Source organism: Exiguobacterium sp. s91, assembly GCF_018618915.1.
GTDB lineage: Bacteria > Bacillota > Bacilli > Exiguobacteriales > Exiguobacteriaceae > Exiguobacterium_A > Exiguobacterium_A abrahamii.
Genome location: NZ_JACSMZ010000001.1, coordinates 193,055 through 212,207 on the forward strand (window position 1 = coordinate 193,055; position 19,153 = coordinate 212,207).

At 47.4% G+C, this 19,153-nt stretch carries 20 protein-coding genes; 15 read left to right on the forward strand and 5 right to left on the reverse strand.

Annotated elements, in window-relative coordinates; translation table 11 throughout:
• Nucleotides 1–32: 32 nt before the first annotated feature.
• The 5 genes from KNQ06_RS00970 (at nucleotide 33) to uhpT (ending at nucleotide 5,389) form a co-directional block, all read left to right on the forward strand.
• Nucleotides 33–704 carry a response regulator transcription factor gene (locus KNQ06_RS00970; protein WP_215147105.1) on the forward strand — a complete coding sequence of 224 codons (672 nt, stop codon included), beginning with the start codon at nucleotides 33–35 and terminating at the stop codon, nucleotides 702–704.
• Nucleotides 701–2,086 carry a sensor histidine kinase gene (locus KNQ06_RS00975; RefSeq protein ID WP_215147107.1) on the forward strand — a complete coding sequence of 462 codons (1,386 nt, stop codon included), beginning with the start codon at nucleotides 701–703 and terminating at the stop codon, nucleotides 2,084–2,086. The genes KNQ06_RS00970 and KNQ06_RS00975 overlap by 4 nt, the downstream gene beginning before the upstream one ends.
• A 95-nt stretch (nucleotides 2,087–2,181) precedes the next feature.
• On the forward strand, nucleotides 2,182–2,958 hold the full coding sequence (locus KNQ06_RS00980) for a DUF3919 family protein (protein WP_215147109.1): 777 nt from the start codon (nucleotides 2,182–2,184) through the stop codon (nucleotides 2,956–2,958).
• Nucleotides 2,955–3,944, forward strand: a complete 990-nt coding sequence (locus KNQ06_RS00985) for an ABC transporter substrate-binding protein (protein WP_215147111.1) — start codon at nucleotides 2,955–2,957, stop codon at nucleotides 3,942–3,944. The genes KNQ06_RS00980 and KNQ06_RS00985 overlap by 4 nt, the downstream gene beginning before the upstream one ends.
• A gap of 35 nt (nucleotides 3,945–3,979) precedes the next feature.
• Nucleotides 3,980–5,389 carry a hexose-6-phosphate:phosphate antiporter gene (uhpT, locus tag KNQ06_RS00990; protein WP_023469436.1) on the forward strand — a complete coding sequence of 470 codons (1,410 nt, stop codon included), beginning with the start codon at nucleotides 3,980–3,982 and terminating at the stop codon, nucleotides 5,387–5,389.
• 42 nt (nucleotides 5,390–5,431) lie between these two features.
• Here the strand turns inward: uhpT and KNQ06_RS00995 are convergent, their stop codons facing one another.
• On the reverse strand, nucleotides 5,432–5,878 hold the full coding sequence (locus KNQ06_RS00995; protein ID WP_064299305.1) for a hypothetical protein: 447 nt from the start codon (nucleotides 5,876–5,878) through the stop codon (nucleotides 5,432–5,434).
• A gap of 204 nt (nucleotides 5,879–6,082) precedes the next feature.
• On the opposite strand from KNQ06_RS00995, the gene KNQ06_RS01000 reads away from it, so the two are divergent.
• The 3 genes from KNQ06_RS01000 to KNQ06_RS01010 all read left to right on the forward strand — a co-directional run bounded on the left by KNQ06_RS01000 (nucleotide 6,083) and on the right by KNQ06_RS01010 (nucleotide 9,533).
• Nucleotides 6,083–7,609: an FAD-dependent oxidoreductase gene (locus tag KNQ06_RS01000; RefSeq protein ID WP_215147113.1), complete on the forward strand. Its 1,527-nt coding sequence runs from the start codon at nucleotides 6,083–6,085 to the stop codon at nucleotides 7,607–7,609.
• A gap of 234 nt (nucleotides 7,610–7,843) precedes the next feature.
• On the forward strand, nucleotides 7,844–8,863 hold the full coding sequence (gene desA, locus KNQ06_RS01005; protein WP_029342653.1) for a Delta(5) desaturase DesA: 1,020 nt from the start codon (nucleotides 7,844–7,846) through the stop codon (nucleotides 8,861–8,863).
• A gap of 157 nt (nucleotides 8,864–9,020) precedes the next feature.
• A complete protein-coding gene (locus KNQ06_RS01010; protein WP_215147115.1) occupies nucleotides 9,021–9,533 on the forward strand; it encodes a VanZ family protein in 513 nt (170 codons plus the stop codon).
• A gap of 53 nt (nucleotides 9,534–9,586) precedes the next feature.
• Here KNQ06_RS01010 and KNQ06_RS01015 read toward each other — a convergent pair whose 3' ends face one another.
• Nucleotides 9,587–9,781: a hypothetical protein gene (locus KNQ06_RS01015; RefSeq protein ID WP_133207773.1), complete on the reverse strand. Its 195-nt coding sequence runs from the start codon at nucleotides 9,779–9,781 to the stop codon at nucleotides 9,587–9,589.
• A 384-nt stretch (nucleotides 9,782–10,165) separates the two neighbouring features.
• On the opposite strand from KNQ06_RS01015, the gene KNQ06_RS01020 reads away from it, so the two are divergent.
• Entirely contained in the window at nucleotides 10,166–11,605 is a 1,440-nt protein-coding gene (locus KNQ06_RS01020; RefSeq protein ID WP_215147117.1) for an ankyrin repeat domain-containing protein, read from the forward strand.
• A gap of 62 nt (nucleotides 11,606–11,667) precedes the next feature.
• Here the strand turns inward: KNQ06_RS01020 and KNQ06_RS01025 are convergent, their stop codons facing one another.
• Nucleotides 11,668–13,764 carry a 5'-nucleotidase C-terminal domain-containing protein gene (locus tag KNQ06_RS01025; RefSeq protein ID WP_215147119.1) on the reverse strand — a complete coding sequence of 699 codons (2,097 nt, stop codon included), beginning with the start codon at nucleotides 13,762–13,764 and terminating at the stop codon, nucleotides 11,668–11,670.
• Nucleotides 13,765–14,135: 371 nt separating this feature from the next.
• Between KNQ06_RS01025 and KNQ06_RS17080 the strand changes: the two genes are divergently transcribed.
• From KNQ06_RS17080 to KNQ06_RS01035, 3 genes are all read left to right on the forward strand, one after another.
• On the forward strand, nucleotides 14,136–14,258 hold the full coding sequence (locus tag KNQ06_RS17080) for a hypothetical protein (protein ID WP_255359374.1): 123 nt from the start codon (nucleotides 14,136–14,138) through the stop codon (nucleotides 14,256–14,258).
• Between the two features lie 324 nt (nucleotides 14,259–14,582).
• Nucleotides 14,583–15,392, forward strand: coding sequence for an ABC transporter permease (locus tag KNQ06_RS01030; RefSeq protein WP_050678164.1), 810 nt, complete (start codon nucleotides 14,583–14,585; stop codon nucleotides 15,390–15,392).
• Between the two features lie 15 nt (nucleotides 15,393–15,407).
• The gene (locus tag KNQ06_RS01035) at nucleotides 15,408–16,361 is read left to right on the forward strand and encodes an ABC transporter ATP-binding protein (RefSeq protein WP_058705433.1); all 954 of its coding nucleotides are present in this window, start codon (nucleotides 15,408–15,410) and stop codon (nucleotides 16,359–16,361) included.
• Between the two features lie 149 nt (nucleotides 16,362–16,510).
• Here KNQ06_RS01035 and KNQ06_RS01040 read toward each other — a convergent pair whose 3' ends face one another.
• On the reverse strand, nucleotides 16,511–17,092 hold the full coding sequence (locus KNQ06_RS01040; RefSeq protein WP_149427856.1) for an LOG family protein: 582 nt from the start codon (nucleotides 17,090–17,092) through the stop codon (nucleotides 16,511–16,513).
• Nucleotides 17,093–17,171: 79 nt separating this feature from the next.
• On the opposite strand from KNQ06_RS01040, the gene KNQ06_RS01045 reads away from it, so the two are divergent.
• Nucleotides 17,172–17,345, forward strand: a complete 174-nt coding sequence (locus tag KNQ06_RS01045) for a hypothetical protein (protein ID WP_023469413.1) — start codon at nucleotides 17,172–17,174, stop codon at nucleotides 17,343–17,345.
• Between the two features lie 292 nt (nucleotides 17,346–17,637).
• On the forward strand, nucleotides 17,638–17,913 hold the full coding sequence (locus KNQ06_RS01050) for a hypothetical protein (protein ID WP_047392874.1): 276 nt from the start codon (nucleotides 17,638–17,640) through the stop codon (nucleotides 17,911–17,913).
• Nucleotides 17,914–17,936: 23 nt separating this feature from the next.
• On the opposite strand, the gene KNQ06_RS01055 is transcribed toward KNQ06_RS01050, so the two are convergent.
• Nucleotides 17,937–18,812, reverse strand: coding sequence for a helix-turn-helix domain-containing protein (locus KNQ06_RS01055; protein WP_215147121.1), 876 nt, complete (start codon nucleotides 18,810–18,812; stop codon nucleotides 17,937–17,939).
• 147 nt (nucleotides 18,813–18,959) lie between these two features.
• Here KNQ06_RS01055 and KNQ06_RS01060 point away from each other — a divergent pair, with 147 nt between their 5' ends.
• Nucleotides 18,960–19,106, forward strand: coding sequence for a hypothetical protein (locus KNQ06_RS01060; protein ID WP_156323178.1), 147 nt, complete (start codon nucleotides 18,960–18,962; stop codon nucleotides 19,104–19,106).
• The last annotated feature ends 47 nt before the right edge of the window (nucleotides 19,107–19,153 follow it).

Sequence of the window (19,153 nt, forward strand, 5' to 3'; positions counted from 1 at the left end):
CAGAAAAACCTGCCTAGAAAGAAGGAATTCCTATGCATATTCTTGTCATCGATGATGAGGCGAGCATCCGGCATCTCGTCAAACTGCAACTCGAGCTTGATGGTCAGACGGTCGAGACTGCAGCCGATGGAGCAGCAGCACTCGCCTTGCAGGCAACACAGACCTTTGATTTGATCGTCCTCGATTTGATGCTACCGGATACGACCGGTTTCGATTTGATTCCAAAACTGCGACAGACGACGCCTGACTTACCGATCTTGATGCTGACCGCACGTGATCAGATGAACGATAAAATCATCGGTCTGCAGCTCGGAGCGGATGACTATATGACGAAGCCGTTTAACGGAACGGAGCTTGTCTTGCGTGTCAAAAATCTATTGAAACGCACGAAGACGGTCGCGCCACCAGTACCTGTCGCAAGTGATCCATTCTTATCTGTTGATCCCGAAGAACGGGTCATTCGGCTCGACGGTCAACCATTGCCACTGACGTACCGGGAGTATGCATTGCTCGCACTTTTCCTGACGCATCCGAAACGGGTCTTTGAGCGAGATGAACTGCTCGACCAAGTCTGGGGCTTTGACTTCTCCGGTCAGACCCGCGCCGTCGATATCATGGTCCAGCGCTTACGGAAAAAACTCGGAGCACAAGGCGAACGGATCAAGACGATTTACGGTGTTGGCTACAAGTGGACCGACGCATGAAGCTACGCCAAGTCATCACGGAAAACTTCGTCTTGCTCCTCGTTCCGGCATTGCTCGTCCTCTTCTTGATTCTCTATGCCTTCATCCAATCGAACCTATACGAGAACGCCGTCGAGTCCGTCCAAAAATTGAGTCGGGAAGCGGAGCTCTACACGATGAACTACCTCGCAAGTGAAGAGACGGACTCGCTCGCCGATACGGCAGTCCCGATCGCTTCCTATCTCGCGGACCGCTTCGATGCGCGCGTCCAGCTGTTTGGACCAAATGCAGAACTACTCGCTGATTCGGAACGGGATCAATTGCCGCTCCTCGCGGGAGACATCGATCAAGCGTTAAAAGGGAAGTCGAGTTATCTCTTTCTGAAAGAAACCGATGTTCCCGTGCTGTTCTTCTCGAGTCCGCTGTATGGCAAAACGGACGTCATCGGCTCGGTCCGTTTTCTTGTTGATCTGCGGACGGAAGCCGAACTGCTACGGCAATTCACCTATGTCTTCACGGGCGTCTTTCTGATCTTGATCGTAATTGCTGTTTGGACAGCGCGTCGGATGGCAAAGACGTTAATCGGACCGATCGATGATTTACGGAGTGTCTCGCACGCCTTGACGAAAGGACACTATGCGCATGCGCTACCGGCGTATCCATATGAGGAATTGAACCGACTGGCAGCGGACTTCTCGACGCTTGCTGACGCAATTCAGCACAACATTGGACAACTCGAACAACAACGAAGCGACCAACAGACGTTCATTGATCACATCACTCATGAGCTCCGGACACCGATGACGGCGATCATGGGCTATGTCGAATTAATCCCCAAGCTGCCACCGGAGGAAGCGGCGCACTGTTATCACTACATCGAAGTCGAGAGTCAGCGCTTGTTACGACTCGTCTCGCATAATCTCGAACAGGCGAAACAACAGCGCAACGAACGTCACATGACGTCGACGATGTTCGCGCTCGACGCCTTGCTTGCCGACGCCTTATTCATCATGCAATTGCGTCTTGAAGGACAAGGGATTCAAGTTAAACAAGATGTTCCACCGATCTACGTGCTTGGGCAACCTGATCAGACGAAACAAGTCTTGTTGAATCTTCTCGAGAATGCCGTCAAATACAGTGACGCGATGACGGTGACGTTTTCGAGCGTCAGTACGGATACGACCCTCCGACTCATCATGACGGATGATGGGATCGGTGTTGATCCAGCAGTGCTTGCCGAATGGGAAAAGGAGCAGCATAGTCTGACGACGGCGAGTGGGAATGGACTCGGTCTACCGCTATGCCGACGTCTGATGCAGGAACAAGGTGGCGATTTTGCACTTGAAAGTGATGTAAGCGGCACACGTATCACATTAACTTTCCGATTAGCGAATCAGACTTAATGTAATCGCTTACAAATGATGCATTTACGAAACAATTCGACCGGATTTACGAAACAATTGCCCCGTAATCTAAGAATCAAGCAAGGAGAGGAATCATGAAAGCATCGACTATCGCTTATCTCTTCCTGATGGGCATCTTGTTTGCCCTCGGTCTTCTTTTGCTTCAGCAGACGGTCTTCGGACGCTTACACGTCCTTGATGGACCGAAACGACTGAATGCTTCCGATGACTCGCTCCCGACCGAGTTGACGTTACGTCACCGGGCATGGGGGGAGCAGACGGTAGAAGACGGAACGGAAGTCCAGCGCATCACGACGCTATTGAAGCAAATGAAGACGGTGACAAACGGGACTTGCCCGGCGGGTACGGCGACGTTTACCGGAACGCTCCGTTTCTTGAACGGAACGACATGGACGTTCTCGCTCGGAGAAAGTATGACGCTTAATGGAAAATGTGTCGCACAACGTCCTAGCACTCAGACGACGACATTAAAAGCACGCTTCTTGAATGCCTATCACGAACCAGAACAGCTCGCGCGTCAGTTCGCTGAGGGGGAAGTCGTAACCGTTTATGCAGCAGGACGGTCTCGTTCTTTGACTGCACGTGAGCGAGAAGACGTCAAGCGTCGCCTGACGCAAGCGGAGCCGATGACGGACTATGAAGAAGTCGGTCAAGCACTCGATGCGAGTCAGCGGCAGCCGCGCATTCTCAAGCTCCAGCGGTTCAAGAATGAGCAGAATACGCGTGCCAACTTAATGAATATTACTGTGTATGAGACATTGTTCAGCGTCCAGTACATGGATGATGACAATGGAAACACCTTCTATTTAAAAGGACAACTCCTGCCGACCGGGAAGGAGGCAGATCGATGAGAAAAGGAATGCTCTTCTTGCTGAGTATCATTTGTCTCATGAGCATTTGGATTGTCCGCAACAATGAACAGACGAAGCAGGGGACAGCCGCACGGGAAACCGTTCCGCATTTGACGGCGTATGTCTCTGCGAAAGAGGATATCGGTCGCGCCTTGCTGTCGTCATATTGTGAGCAGGCGGGTTGTACGTATGAGTTCGTGCGCCTGTCGACGGAAGAACTCGTCCGGCGTGTGACGAAGGAAGCGGATCATCCGCGTGCCGACGTCATCATCGGCGGAACGTGGGATGCTCACCAGACGCTCAAGCAACGCGGGTTGTCGACACCGTTCCCGAGCGACATGGATCAAGCGGAACTACAAGATCCGGACCGCTACTGGATCGGCTATGAAGTCGAACGCTTAGCAATCGTCATCAATACAGACGTTTGGAACGAGCGGTTCGGGACAGCAACTTATCCGAAAACGCTCGCTGACTTGACGGCGAAGCGATATCAGAACGCGTTGATTTTGCCGGATCCGAATCATTCTGGTACCGGTGCGACGATCCTGCAAGCGGTCTTTGACGGATACGGAACGAAGGCGGAAGATGTCTTACGCCAGCTCATCGAGCGAACACGACTATTCACGGCGAACGGCTTTGCACCGACGTCGTATGTCGCCAGTGGGGAAGCGATGCTTGGGGTCAATTTCATCGGGGATCAACAATCGCTGCGTGAAAAGTATTATCCGGTCAAAAGCATTCCACTCGATACGTACTCGATCAACGCGATTTCAAAGCTGAAAGGACGGACGCAACAAAAGCAGGCGAACGCCTTCATGCGTTTCGTACTCTCAGCAGACGGTCAGGCGATCCTGCGGAAAGTCTCGTTCGGTACGCCGACCTATGCGATCGCGAAGACACAACCGATCCAGCAGAACGTCGGGCAGGACATTGTCGCCGATTACCGCGACTATCTTCGTCGATTCAATCAGCTCCAGGACAAATGATGCGAAGACTCTGATTCAGATAGGGGAAATGGAAGATGGGCTTCTTCAGCATCAAAAAATTGCCGAATGCCGGCATACCAATCGAAGTACAACGGAAACAATGGTTACAGCAATTCTTAAAGGCATTCTTAGTCGTCTTCTTCTCATATATGGCGATGTATCTCATCCGAAACAACTTTAAGGCAGCGCAACCGCTCTTGAAAGAGGAACTGGGCTTTACGACGACGGAACTTGGTTATATCGGCTTCGCCTTCTCGATTACATACGGAATCGGGAAAACATTGCTCGGCTACTTCGTTGACGGAAAAAATACGAAACGCGTCATCTCGTTCTTATTGATTCTCTCGTCCTTAATCGTCACCGCGATGGGACTCTTGATGAGTGCCGGCGGAAGTCCGGTCGGTCTCTTGATGGTTTTATGGGGACTCAGTGGGTTCTTCCAATCGGTCGGGGGACCATCGTCGTATTCGACGATCGCTCGCTGGACACCGTTTGAAAAACGTGGGCGCTACCTCGGCTTCTGGAACGTCTCGCACAACATCGGTGGAGCGATTGCCGGTGGTCTCGCACTGTGGGGAGCGAACGTCTTCTTCAACGGAAGTGTCGTCGGGATGTTCATCTTCCCAGCTGCGATCGCGCTCGTCATCGGAATCGTCGGTCTGTTCATCGGGAAGGATGATCCGGAGGAACTCGGGTGGAATCGAAGTGAAGAAATCTTCGAAGAACCGATTGAACCGGAAAATATCGCTGCTGAAAGTATGACAAAATGGCAAATCTTCAAAACGTACGTCATCTCGAACCCCTGGATCTGGACGCTCTGTATCGCGAACGTCTTCGTTTACATCGTCCGAATCGGGATTGATAACTGGGCGCCGCTCTATGTCACGGAACACTTGCACTTCAGCACGGAGAGTGCCGTCAATACGATCTTCTTCTTTGAGATCGGCGCCTTATGCGGCAGTATGATTTGGGGTTACGTGTCCGATTTACTGAAAGGACGCCGGGCGCTCGTCGCAGCGATCTGTCTTTTACTGACGGCCGTCGCGGTCCTCGGTTATCGTTACGGTACGAGTGAACTTATGATTTACGCGTCACTATTTGCACTCGGTGCGCTTATCTACGGACCACAGCTCTTGATCGGTGTCTCGGTCATCAGCTTCGCACCAAAACAAGCGACAACGGTCACGAACGGGATGGTCGGTACGTTCGGTTACTTGTTCGGTGATTCAATCGCAAAAGTCGGTCTAGCGAAAATCGCTGACCCGGAGACGAACGGTCTAACGATTGGTTCGGTTACGTTACACGGCTGGAGCGACACGTTTGTCATCTTCAATGCGGCGTTACTGTTCGGTTTGATCGCCCTCGCGATCGTCGCCGTCGTCGAGGAGAAAAAGATTCGTCGCCTCGGACTGCTGGAGCGTCAAGCGGATAAGTTGAGTTCGTGACAAACATGAGCACCCTCGCCTAATGTAGGAGAGGGTGCTCTATTAATGAGATAAATAAGCAAGCAGAAAACCTTCTTCCAGTTTAACGTGACGAATCGAGCGGTAACGGGCATGACGGAAAGGAAAATAGAAGGAAAGATCGACGGTCAGGAGTCGATTTGCATAACGCAGATAAGGTGGACGAATGAGATAGGTTTCATTAAAGGATTCGGTATCATGAGGACAGACATCAAAGACTTCGAACGTGATGGTGCGTTTATCGACTGCCCGCAATTGGAGCGTCAATTCGACCGGTAAGTCACGCTCTAGACCATAACGTGTCAACGGTACGGCGGCTTGAAGGTGAAGGTGTGTCGGTCGAATCGTGACGCAGATATCTGTCAGCTCTGGAATTTCCTTTGTCAGCACACTGGCAAGGTCGTATTCATCAATACTTGCTGCAAGCGTAAAACGACGAAAGGTCTCAATTATATGGCGCCCCAGTTTCATGAAGTAAACTCCTCTCTTATGCTTGTTAACTGTAGTATAAACAATGATAAACCTAATTATTCCATATTATTTTTTATTAAAGTAAATTAATTCCTTTGAATTAGAGCTTCTTTTTAAAACAATACGATTTCCGCATGTTTTTGTATCGTTCAGGGAACGATTAACCATGTCGATCTGTCGTATTTTTTCGAAAGGAGTTTTTTAATGCCTTACTTATTTGGATTTCCATCGTCTTATTGGAAACAAAGCGCACCTGCTACTTCACATCCCGCTCTCAATCAAGATGCTAAGCATGATGTCGTCGTCATTGGGGCTGGGATTGCTGGACTCGTCACGGCCATGCAATTGACGGAACGGGGATATGATGTCGCTGTGATTGAAGCAGGTGACGTTGCTGCCGGTACGACGGGTTATACGACGGCTAAAGTTTCCTCACAGCACGGTTTGATCTACGACACGCTAATCCAAACCGTTGGTGAGGAGTCAGCGCGACTGTATTATGAAGCGAATGAAGAAGCGATCACGTTTTTACGTCATCAAGTGGAACGACTCGACATTGCCTGCGAACTCGAAACGCAAGACGCTTATCTCTACGCGGCAACATCAAAAGAGCAAGCGATGGAACGGGAAGTCCGTGCCTATGAAAGATTGAGATTAAACGGTGGCGAGGCGACGGAAGAAGTCCGAAGTAAGTTGCCGTACGATGTTAAACGAGCTGTCGTCCTGCGCGATCAAGCGCAGTTCCATCCTGTGAAATATCTTCAAGGCCTCGCGCAACAAATCGTCCACCAAGGTGGGAAAGTGTATGAACAGACACGTGCCGTATCGCTCGAATCAAATCGAACGCCAACTGTCATCCTTGAGAACGGTCACCAGATCGAGGCGAAGAAGGTCGTCATCGCGACCCATTTTCCGTTTCATGACTTCAAGGGATTATACTTCTCAAAACTCGAAGTCCATCGCTCGTATATCGTGTCGGGTCAGGTCGATGAGACGTTTCCGGACGGTATGTTCATGAGTGCCGATCAACCGAGTCGTTCTCTGCGTCACACGCGAACAGAAGATGGTCGTCTGCTTGGTCTGTTCGGTGGTGAGAATCATTTGTCCGGTCACGAGACGGAGACGATGCAACGCTATGAGCACCTTGCTGACTTTGCGAGAAGTGAGTTTCATGTCGAGGCGTTCGAGCAGTTTTGGTCAGCGCAAGACTTGATCACGCTCGATAAGATTCCCTATATCGGACAGATGACGGCGGATGATCCGAACGTATTTGTTGCGACCGGCTTTGCGAAGTGGGGGATGACGAACGGTATCGCAGCCGGATTGTTGCTGAGCGATTTATTGACGGGAACAGCTAACCGTTATCGTCATTTGTTTGACCCAAACCGTTCGAAGCTAAAGACGAAGGACGCAACGCAGTTCGTCAAGAACAACGCGGACGTCGCCATCGAGCTCGTCAAAGGGAAGCTGACGAAAGCACGTCGTCGTGCTGACGAGTTACAGCCGGATGAAGGGGGACTCGTCACCCATCACGGCAAGACGGTCGGTGGATACCGGGATTCGGAAGGGAACCTTCATCTCGTCTCGACGACCTGTACCCATATGGGGTGCGATACGAAATGGAATAAAGCAGAACGGTCATGGGATTGTCCGTGTCATGGTTCACGATTTGGTCCGACAGGAGAAGTACTAGAAGGACCAGCCGTCAACCCACTCAAATCAGTCGATTAAGCAGAGGCACTTGTCTCTGCTTTTTTTTATTTTAAAAATAATCCGAAGTCGATTTATAATATGTGCTATAATTACCTGGTAACAAAAATATTTTAGCGCTAAACAATTAGAGTGCCGCTTTTGAATCGTGTTGTAGAGGCACCGTCACGACCATCGCTCACTGGTTTCATATTTAGTTTCACCATTTTACTTAGCGTCGTGAACGCTGAAACAACCCGAGGAGGAAGCACCACTATGAGTAAAGAAAAGATTGCCCAGCTGCGCAAACATGTGTCGCCGTTTGAAAAGGCAGACATCAAAGCCAGCGTCCGGCAGATGATCAACACGATCCTGCCATTTCTCGTCCTATGGTTTCTGGCATATCAGGCCCTGAAGCTATCTGTGTTTCTCGCGATTCCTTTGGCGATCCTCGCCGCTGGATTCGTCGTCCGGATGTTCATCATCTTCCATGACTGTACGCACGGTTCATTCTTCAAGAATAAGAAGGCGAATGCTATCGTCGGTACGATCACCGGGATTTTGACGTTATTCCCGTATGAGAAATGGAAGCGAGAGCATTCGATTCACCACGCATCAAGTGGAAATCTCGATAAGCGTGGTGTCGGTGACATCTGGGTCATGACAATTGAGGAGTACATCGAAGCGTCACGCTTCACACGTCTCAAGTATCGTCTGTACCGGAATCCACTCGTCATGTTTGGTCTTGGACCGCTCTTATTGATTCTCGTCTCGAGCCGCTTCAACCGGAAGGATGCTCGCAAAAAAGAACGAGTCAACACACATGTCATCAATGCGTCGCTTATAGTCCTGTACGGTATCCTGATTTACTTCATCGGCTGGCAAGCCTTCTTGATCATCCAAGGAACGACGATGTTCACAGCAGGCGTCCTTGGAATCTGGTTATTCTACGTTCAACACACGTTCGAAGACTCGTACTTCGAGGATGAAAGTGAATGGGATTACGTCAAGGCGGCAATCGAAGGTAGTTCGTATTACGAGTTGCCGAAGGTCTTGCAATGGGTGACAGGAAACATCGGCTTCCACCACGTCCACCATCTCAGCCCACGTGTTCCGAACTATCATCTCGAAAAAGCACACGTCTCGACGCCACCGCTTCAGAAGGCGACGAAGATTGGTTTATTCTCGAGTCTGAAGTCGCTTCGCTATAAACTATACGATGCGAAGAACAGAACGTTTGTGACGTTCCATGACATCAAACACCTCTTACGCGAACCAAAGACGTCATCGTTGTAAGGAACTGCACCTCGTCCACTAGGACGGGGTGTTTTTTGTTGTGTTTGAAGCAAAAGAGGGAATCAACAGGTAATGAGAGTAAGATAAGTCCGCCTTTTGGCGTATGTTCACGATGAGCATCCATGATAGGATGTATTAATAGAAAGGAGAGTGCAGGATGCGCCGGATACCCATTTCCGTTTATATAGGAGGAGCCATCTTACTTTCCTTATTCGTCTTCAGTTCGATGACGTACCAGCAACAATCCTTGATTCCGTTTTTGACGCAGCATATTCCACTCGACTGGGTGTATGCATTTTCCTTCGTGTCGTTCCATTACGAAGTTCCGATCAGTGTCGCGTCGCTTGGACCTGCAGCGTTCCTTGAGTTTTTCATTCGAAAGGGGATGCACGCTGGATTGTTCTTCATTCTTGGAATCAGCATCGTACATTTCTTACGTGGACGAGGATACACAGCATTACCAGCTGCCTTCTTTGCCTTTACGGCAGCGATGACGATTGGTGTCATGGATGAGTTCCATCAGCAATTGACGGGTGGACGAACCCCACTCGTCGGTGATGTATTGATCGATGGAAGTGGTGCATTGATTGGCATCGTATTGTACACAGCGATTCGTCTTTACTTAAAAGCTGATCGAATCGTACGGGAGCAAGAACAACAGCATGCATGAAAATAACCCATCGTCTCAATCATCATGACTGAGGCGATGGGTTATTTTAGCGATTAGAACCGTTGTACCCATTCAATCTTATACTGAGTACGTCCGAATTCTTTTCTTAACATGTTGTCTGCTTTCTTTCGTGCTGCCGTGTGATCGCCTGCCCGGATGTTGAGTCGATCCGTATCAACGATCTCATCACCGCGTAATACTTGATACTGGACGGTATAGTCCTTTTTTATTAAATTAAATAAACCCAAGAAAACCACTCCCATATTCTTCTTTCTGTTAGTTATTATATGGTATTACAAATTTTTCTGCAATCTAAAAAAGCGACTTTTGTCCTACCTGTTAATAAAATGTTAGTGGTCCAAATGGCAGGTTGTTTTATTGTGTGAATTGCGTATAAATGCTGAAAAATCAACAAAAACCGCTCTAAAATAGAATATATGAAATTTTATTACATATATAATGAATATTCAGGAAAAAATATTGCGTTATCAAAAGATTGACGAAAATATAAGTTATCTGAATAGTCTTTTGGTATGTCAGGAAAGGATTCCCTTGGAACTTCAATGGAATAACCGTTAAGATAAGAAGGAAGAGAAAACGATGAATTACGTGACAGATGAGGGAGATGACACATGGAGCAGGAGATGCATGAACGAATCGATCCCGCGCACCGGATCAGGCAAGCGGTGACCCGCAAAGAAACCGTCTACTTTAGTTTGTTGTTAGGCATCGCCATTTTGACAGTGGGTGGCATCATTGGGTTAGTGTTTGAAACCGGCGAGAGCGGTATTTATGCCATGTTTGCGCTAGTGATCCTATTGTTACTACTTTGGTTACGCCAGTGGCAACGGGTGTCACGGATTCGAAGTGAAGGGGTTCGCTTGAGTGCCGAGCAGTTCCCAGAGTTGTTCGAGCAAGTCCGTATACATACGGAACAGTTGCAACTATGGCGGATGCCAGAAATCTATTTCCAAGATGACGTGAAACGACCGCACGTCATTGGTCTATTCCAAAAATATTTGATCGTCCTACCGACGTCATATCTGGAATTGACAGAAACACGTCGTTTTCGGTTACTGCTTGAACTGGCACGGATCAAACGGAACCATCAGGAAAAGCAAATCTTACTATGGATTGGCAGCTGGATTCCGTTTTTACGTCCGGCTTACATGCGGGCATGTACTCGGACCCGTCATCAGATGGTCCTACCACTTATTTCAACAGCGTACGCGCGACAAGCCATGTTCGAGGATGTGCTCGGACCAACGCTCCTAGCAACGACAGATACAGAGGTCTATATCGAGGAGAAACGGCAGCTACGGACGTTTTCCATCTTATTGTATGAAGCGTTACGAACCGAACTTTCTTTACTCGAACGGTTGCACTTAACGGGTGAGCCAATCGAACGTCCGCGCCCACTCTTTCGATATGGTCAAGGCTTCGTCGTCGCAGGTAGCATTCTAATGGCAATATTCCTTGTCAGCACGACTGCAGGTATGCTGTTAGACGAAGGGGCGATTGAGGCAAAAAAAGAAACGAGTGACGAGAACGCCACGACGAAGACGAATGGTCAGGATCTCAACGAGACAGAGTTGATGGCAGCGATTCAAAAAGGGAAGCTCGAAGACATACATCGACTGATTCCGGAAAGTGATATGAAGGCAGTCGATGCCGATGGCGATACGGCGTTGCATTACCTCGGATATCGTAAATCCAGCACGGGACTCGAATCGGTCTTTAAGGAATTGCTTGCAGCAGGCAGTGATGTCGATGCTGTCAATGAGTTCGGCGAGCGACCGTTCATTACGGCAGTCTTCAGTAACAACGATGAACTCGTCGACCTGTACTTGAAGCGAGGCGAAAAGGTCAATCAACAAGATGCCGACAAGTTCACGCCTCTTCATCATGCTGTTGAAGGGGAAGGGAAAGAAACCGTCAAGCTCTTACTCGAGCATGGTGCGGATCCGTCAATCAAAAACGCGGATGGCTTTACGCCACTTATGTTGGCACAAGAGTATGAACTCGATGAAATCATTGAGCTGTTGAAGCAAAACTCAGCGCAGACACTATAACATAACAACCGCAGGCGTTCTCGAACGAATCGAGAAGACCTGCGGTTGTTTGTTGTGTCTAATTAGTTTGGAAGTTTTGATGTATCGACGATGCGACCTTCAATCTTGTAGTCGACTTGACCGAGTGATTTCGTGAAATCACGTAGGTTTTCCCAGTCCGAGAGACCGAGGTCTGTGACGCGACCAGCTTTGTAAGCTGTCTCGAATGGTGTGAGACCATCGCCACCTTTAGCTGTGAAGGCATTCGTTGCGATGACATAGGTCTTCGCTGGATCGATGACTTCGAATGTGCCGTTGTTGTTGACTTCCATCTTCGTGACGCGTTCGCCTTTAGCTTTTGTGCTATCGTATTCGAACTTCATCCCAGAGACGTGGAGGAAGCCACCGTTTTCGACCGGTGCCACACCAACACTGATTTCGAGGAGAGCCTTAATTTCTTCTCCTGTCATTTTAGCTGTCGCAAGCGTGTTACCGAATGGAAGCGTCGTTAAGACTTCACCGACTGTGAGTGGTCCGGCATCGATAGCAGCACGGATACCACCACCGTTTTGCATCGCGATGACTGTATCTGTATTGTATTCTTTTGCTTTTTTGAGCATGCCGTCCGTGATCAAGTTTCCGAGAGCTGTTTCGCTGTTACGGACACTGACTTCACCACGTGGGTTTGGAAGAGCATTAACGATGTTCGCACCGACTTCTTCGTTTTTCAATTCAGCGATTTGATCGGCATATGGTTTGAGGATTTCAGCTGCACGAACGTCTTCAGCTGCTTTTGAAACGTCGATCAGTGATCCGTTGTACTCCGTCAGCTTCCCTTTGTAGTCGAACGTCAAATCAAGATTTCCGAGGAAATCACCGTATTGGTATGCTTGAGCGATGATCGTTGGTTCTGTTTTGCCTGGTACGACCGTTTCGTCGACAACGACTGGTTTTTCAAGTTTCGTATGCGAGTGACCACCGACGATGACGTCGATCCCATCGACGTTACGTGCGAGCAGTTGATCGTTATCGATTGCTTCGTTGTCATCGAATCCGATATGTGTCAAGGCGACGATTTTATTGACGCCACGATCTTCGAGTTTCTTCACGGCCGCTTTCGCACTCGTGATGTAGTTCGCGAACGCCACCGTACCTGGGCTTGCGATATCAGCAGTTTCTTCAGTCGTCAAACCGAAGAAGCCGATTTTTTGTCCTTTGTATTCCTTGATGATCCCTTGATAGATTTTGCCACGCTCTGGTCCGGCTGTGATCGTTTTCTTTTGTAGACCGTTGAAGAGTTCGTTTTTACTGAAATCAACGTTCGCCGTGATGAACGGGAATTTCGCTTTCGTGACGAAGTTTTTCAAAGCGATGTTGTTGTCTGTATCGCCGAGATCGAACTCGTGGTTACCGAATGTCATCATGTCGTACTTCATGTAGTTCATCAGTTCAAGATCCGCTTGGCCAAGGAACTTGTTGAAGTAGAGTGATCCAGAGAAGACGTCACCAGCGTCTAAAAGAAGCGATGGTTTACCTTCTGCACGGTAAGCAGAGCGAAGTTCTTTAATGACAGTTGCCCGCTTCGGTGCTTTATCGAGGTTCGCATGCGTGTCGTTCGTATGCATTAAACCAATTGAGAAGTCATCCGTGTTGACGTCGAGCACCGTGATTTTTGCTTTTAATGTAATCGTCTTGCCAAGACGCGTATAACTTGCGACCGCATATTTCACACCCGCTTCGCTCGTATCGACTTTCGACCAACGGACTGGTTTGTCATAGATGCGACCTGTCGCATAAAGAACAGCTAGTGTTTTCGGCAATTCTGGTTTTTGATCGACATAGATCGTCTGATCCGCGACCTTCTCGACGAACTTCACTGCGTAGTTCTGAATGTAGATTTTGACTTCAATCGGATTCTTTTTCTTACCGTATGTGCCTTTGACCGTTTGATAACGGTTGAATGCATGGCGATCGTAAGACTTCCATGTGATCTTCTCACCTTTATATGTAGCAGGGAGTTTGACCGGAGCACCTTTCGTGAAGACGAGTGACTTGAGTTTGACCGTTTTGACTTTGACATGCGTTGCAGCCGAAACTGTCGTTTGGGCAACCGGCACGATTGCCGATGTCGTCAGGGCGACAGCCACAGCTGCCGCGTAAAGCGGTTTTGATTTGTACATACGTAAAAATCCTCCTTCAAGAGTGGGGTATGAATGCAAGGTCGTGATGCGATCGTTGACCTCTTCTTCTACTATAAAGGGTTCGGAAAGCTTCGTGGGATGAACCTTTTGTAAATAACGTAAATTCTTAGGTCCGACAACATGACAACCCACGGAAGTCGTTTGCTCGTAAGCTTTAGAATCCGAACGTTCGCCTTCATAAGGAAATGATAACGCTTTCATTATATCTTGTCTTAAATAAAAATGAAACGAAAGAATATTACCAATCGTTAAACATTCCCATTAAATGTCGATTTTTTAGTGGTCCTGAATTGCTAAATATTGTATGATATCAGTATACAGACAGTTCGGATGAAAAGAGGCAACGATAGATGAATGATACGATTCGAGGCGGTGTCCTCGTCGGCATTATTTGTGTGATCACCGTCCTCCTCGTATGGGGGCTCGCATCACCACCGACGACGATTGAGTTTCCACATTTTAATCATGCGTAAGGAAACAAACTAGGAGATGACCGGTGGTGGACCCGCCGGTTTTTGTCGTGCCTGAAAAACTACAGTTTGGTGTCGGTTCGTCCAATACATTGACACGCTTTTTCACGATAGCTAGAATTGATTAAGTGTATATAGGAAGTATTGCTTCTGCATGCACGAATGAGTGGACAAAGGAGGCGAGTCGGAATCGACCGGGCAAGGTCCCGTTCACGCGGAGAGAGCGTTCGTTTGAGCAATCGCGGACGGCATCTGTCTTTTTTTGAGTGGAATCAACGAATATGAAAATAAAATACATGTATCATGAATCGGAAGGAACTTACACTTATGCTGAAAGAAATGAGAAGTATCATCCGGGAACAGGTGGAGAATTTCCCCTTGATTCGCCGGTTGGCGCGATATGAAATCAAATCAGCGCATGCAGAGCAACGCCTTGGCCTTTTATGGGAGCTCCTCAATCCGGGTCTCCAAATCTTCATCTATTGGTTCGTCTTCGGTGTCGGTCTTAAAGGGAATAAGAACGTGGATGGCGATATTCCATTCATCGTCTGGCTCCTTTGCGGGATCGTCGTCTGGTTCTTCATCAATGACGCGTTACTACGCGGATCGAACTCGATCAACAGTCGTCTCGCAATGGTGACGAAGATGCGTTTCCCGATGAGCGCGATTCCATCGTATGTCATCCTATCGCGGATGTATCAACATTTTGCGATGCTCTTGATCGTCTTCATCGTCATCATCGCAAACGGTATCCCGATCACATGGAAGTTACTCCAGTTGCCGTATTATATGATCGCGACGTACATTTTCGTCTATGCGTTCTCACTTTGTTTTTCAACACTCATCACACTCGTCAAAGACATCCAGCTCTTCTTGCAGTCGATGATGCGGATGCTCTTTTATATGACACCAATCCTCTGGAACATTGAACGGTTCCCGGACTTCTTACACGGCGTCCTTCGTTTGAACCCTGTCTTTTATCTCGTCGAGGGATACCGGGCGAGCTTGCTCGGAGGGCATTGGGTCTGGCAGGAGTGGCCGACCGGTCTGTATTTCTGGAGTGTGACGCTTCTGTTGTTCACAGCGGGAACATTCTTGCACATCAAGTTCCGTAAATCATTCACTGAGCTCGTCTAAGGGAAGGAAATCGCCATGTCTATGATTAAACTCGACCATGTCACGAAACGCTTCGACATGGTCACGACTACAAAAGAAAAATTCAAGCTCTTGTTCAAGAATCAAAGCAAGAGCGTTAAAACATTCACTGCACTACGGGATGTCTCGCTCGAGATTGGATCGGGAGAAGTCGTCGGACTCGTCGGTATCAATGGATCCGGTAAATCGACGTTATCGAACTTGATCTCAGGTATCATCTATGCAAACGAAGGAGACGTCGCGATCAACGGTGAAGTTGCGATCATCGCCGTCTCACAAGGCTTGAAGAACGTCCTGACAGGGCGGGAGAACATTCGCTTGAAGTGTCTCATGCTCGGGATGGATGACGCGGAAATCGAGCGTCGGATGCCCGGCATCATCGATTTCGCGGATATCGGTGACTTCATCGATCAGCCGATCAAGAAGTACTCGAGTGGGATGAAGTCGCGACTCGGCTTCGCGATCGCAGTTAATGTCGACGCCGACATCCTTATTGTCGATGAAGCGTTATCGGTCGGGGACCAAACCTTCTACAACCGTTGTATCGATAAGATGAACGAATTCAAGGAAGAAGGGAAGACAATCATCTTCGTCAGTCACTCACTCTCGCAAATCAAGAGCTTCTGTGAGCGGGTCGTCTGGCTCGAATACGGTCAAGTCCGCCTCGACGGAACGACGAAGGATGTCTTACCGGAGTACAAGAAGTTTCTTGCTGAATATAAGAAGTGGTCGAAAGAGGAACAACATCAATACCGTCGCGATCGCTTGAAAGAACAAGCAGCGAATGCGCGGTCTGGTAAAGAAAACGCAGATTCAGCGGACACGGTCAAACACCCAGGTTGGATTTTGTCGGGTCTTGGTCTCATCGTTCTCGCAGCAGGGAGTTTGATGGTCATTGACGAGACCCCGTCTTTAACGAACCTCAGCGACGCGATCTTGAAGTTCTTTTAATGTTAAGCCAGATGCATTCGCATCTGGTTTTTTTGTTCTGTAAAGTAGGATTCTTACGTCAGTGTAGAGAAAATGAGTAACGAGAGAGAAGTAGAATCGGAAGAGCTGAGAATCCATACAAAAAAACGGAGTCGAGGACTCCGTTTGCATCAGGTTTGTGAGCGATCCATATAGGTTTTGACGTGTGGAGCTTCATACGTCGCGAAGCGTTCAAGTAGACGATCAGGATTTGACTCGACGATAAGCATCGCACGGTGTTCCGGAATCAGGAATCCTTGACGTTCCATCGTGTCAAATAGAGCGATCAAGGGATCATAGTATCCTTCGATATTGAGTACACCGCACGGTTTTTCGTGTAGACCGAGTTGCGCCCACGTGAAGACTTCAAAAAACTCTTCCATCGTACCGGGACCACCAGGGAGAATGATGAATCCGTCGGCAAGCTCTGACATCTTCGCTTTCCGCTCGTGCATCGAGTGAACGAGATGCAATTCAGTCAGTCCGGGGTGGGCAAGTTCCTTTTCTTGTAGAAAATGAGGCAAGACACCGATTGCCTGACCTTGAGCAGCAAGCGTAGCGTCCGCGACAGCCCCCATCGTTCCGACACGGGAACCGCCGTATACGAGTCCGATGCCGCGCGCTGCGAGCGCTTGACCAAGCGTACCCGCTGCCTCGCGAAAGACTAGGCTAGCACCATCTTTGGAACCACAAAATACAGCAAGTCTATTCATGAAACAGAACCTCCTTCGTTATCTTCACCATAGCATATTCGGTGATCGGACGGCAGAGTAGACCAGAAAGGAGATCGATATGCGACCACGTACGATTGTTTGGCTCGTCTTAATTATCGCAGCAATCAATTTAGGACTTGGGATATGGATGCCGGATACGTCAACGCGAACGACGATTAGTTCAATACTACTAGGTGTGATTGTCGTCCTCGGTATCTTTTACGTCATCGCGTTACGACAATCCTCAAAATAAAGAGAGCTCGTTCGACTCGTAGGAGTTGTACGGGCTCTCTTTTTGTCTGTTACGGAATTTCATCTTGATGGAATATTCAAAAAAATCTATTTTCATACACAAGTTCGACACATTGATGGATGATTTGTAAAAAACAAACAGGAATCAGGACATATGACTCGAGTCAAAAGTAATAGAAAGTGAAAATAATGTGTAAAATACCATAATTATTCGTATTCGAATATTCAGAGGGGGTCTAAGGTTATATGATGTTGTTACGAAGCCATACGAAAAATAATAGGAGGTTATTTAGATGAACTTGAAAAAGAAATTAGGTTTAGCGATTGCAGCTTTATCATTATCTGTTACTGTTGGTGCTGGCGTTGCTAGTCAGCTTGAAACTAATGTAGCGATTAAAGGATTGCCACTCGAGTATTCAGAAAAAACAGACCTAGCAATCAAAGGATTACCACTTGAGTATGCTCCAGCTTTCGATGTAGCGATTAAAGGATTGCCTTTAGAATATTCACAAAAAACAGATGTGGCTATTGATGGAATTCCACTTGAGTACGCAGTAAAACGAGCTTAATTGAAATTCATACATTGATACAGCTATTTGGCTAGATATTCTTCTTTCATCGTTGTGATAATTTTTTGATACTCTTTCATTCCTAATAATTCAAACAAAAAATATGATTTATCAAAAGTTCTAATGATTTCTTGTGATGGAGCACCTAATTTATCTAAACAAGCAGCTCTTTGAGAGTATAATTGTCCGAGTAACGACATATCTTTAAATTTTAAGCTTGTTTCAATTGCTTCATCAATTATAGTAAGTGCTCGATTATGTTTTTGGAATTCTAAAAGAATCTTTGAAAAATTATACGAAATTCTAATTCGATCGACGATTAAATCATCATTGTCAAAGTTGAGATTTAATATTTCTTCATAAACATTGATACTATATTGAAAACTTCTATTTTCAGAATATAGATTCGCAATCGCAGATTTAATTCGAATTAGCATATTTGGTGAATAATATGAAGTGGAGTATTCATTCGATAGATTTTGAAGTTCTACTATACATGTACGGTAATCGATTTTTCCTAGACGATACGAGCAAATGAAGAAGTAATATTTATACAATAATGAATGTTCAAATGAAGTATTAGCATTAGATAGTGCGACTTTACTTTGTTTATAAATGCCTTCAAAGTTCTGATTTCTAAATTTATAAAGTAATTCTTCGTCAATCGTTCGTAAATTCGTTTGTTGATTTGTAGGGTCTAAGAACGCTGATAATGGAACTTGTAATCGCTTTGATAAAGCATACAGCAATTCGACTGTCGGTGAATGTGTGCCACTCTCAATCTTACTGATCTCTGCTTGACTACAAATTCCGTTCGCTAAATCCTTTTGTGTCAGATTATGTTTCTTCCGCAGTCGGCGTAATGCTAAGCCGATTTGCGGTGACATGAATTGATCCATCGGCTCCTCGTCCTTTCGTGGAGATTGAACTGGTATAGGGTACCAACTTCTATTATAGAAGCGAACAAGACGAGATACTACTGATTTACTCGATTTCGTATCAATGTTTCAACGACCATCTCACTTGATTCAGAAAGGGGTACACCCATGACACTCATCTTAAAAGAAACGCGACGTAACATGACTTCATGCGCTTGGTGTCTCAATCCTGCTACCGTCTCCGTCGCCCCCCTCGCTCATCGGGAAATGGACCGGACTGCTACGAAACCTAAGGCAAACGTTAAATCGGCTTAATCCACACAAAAGGACTTCATTCGGCTATTAGAATGAAGCCCTTTTTT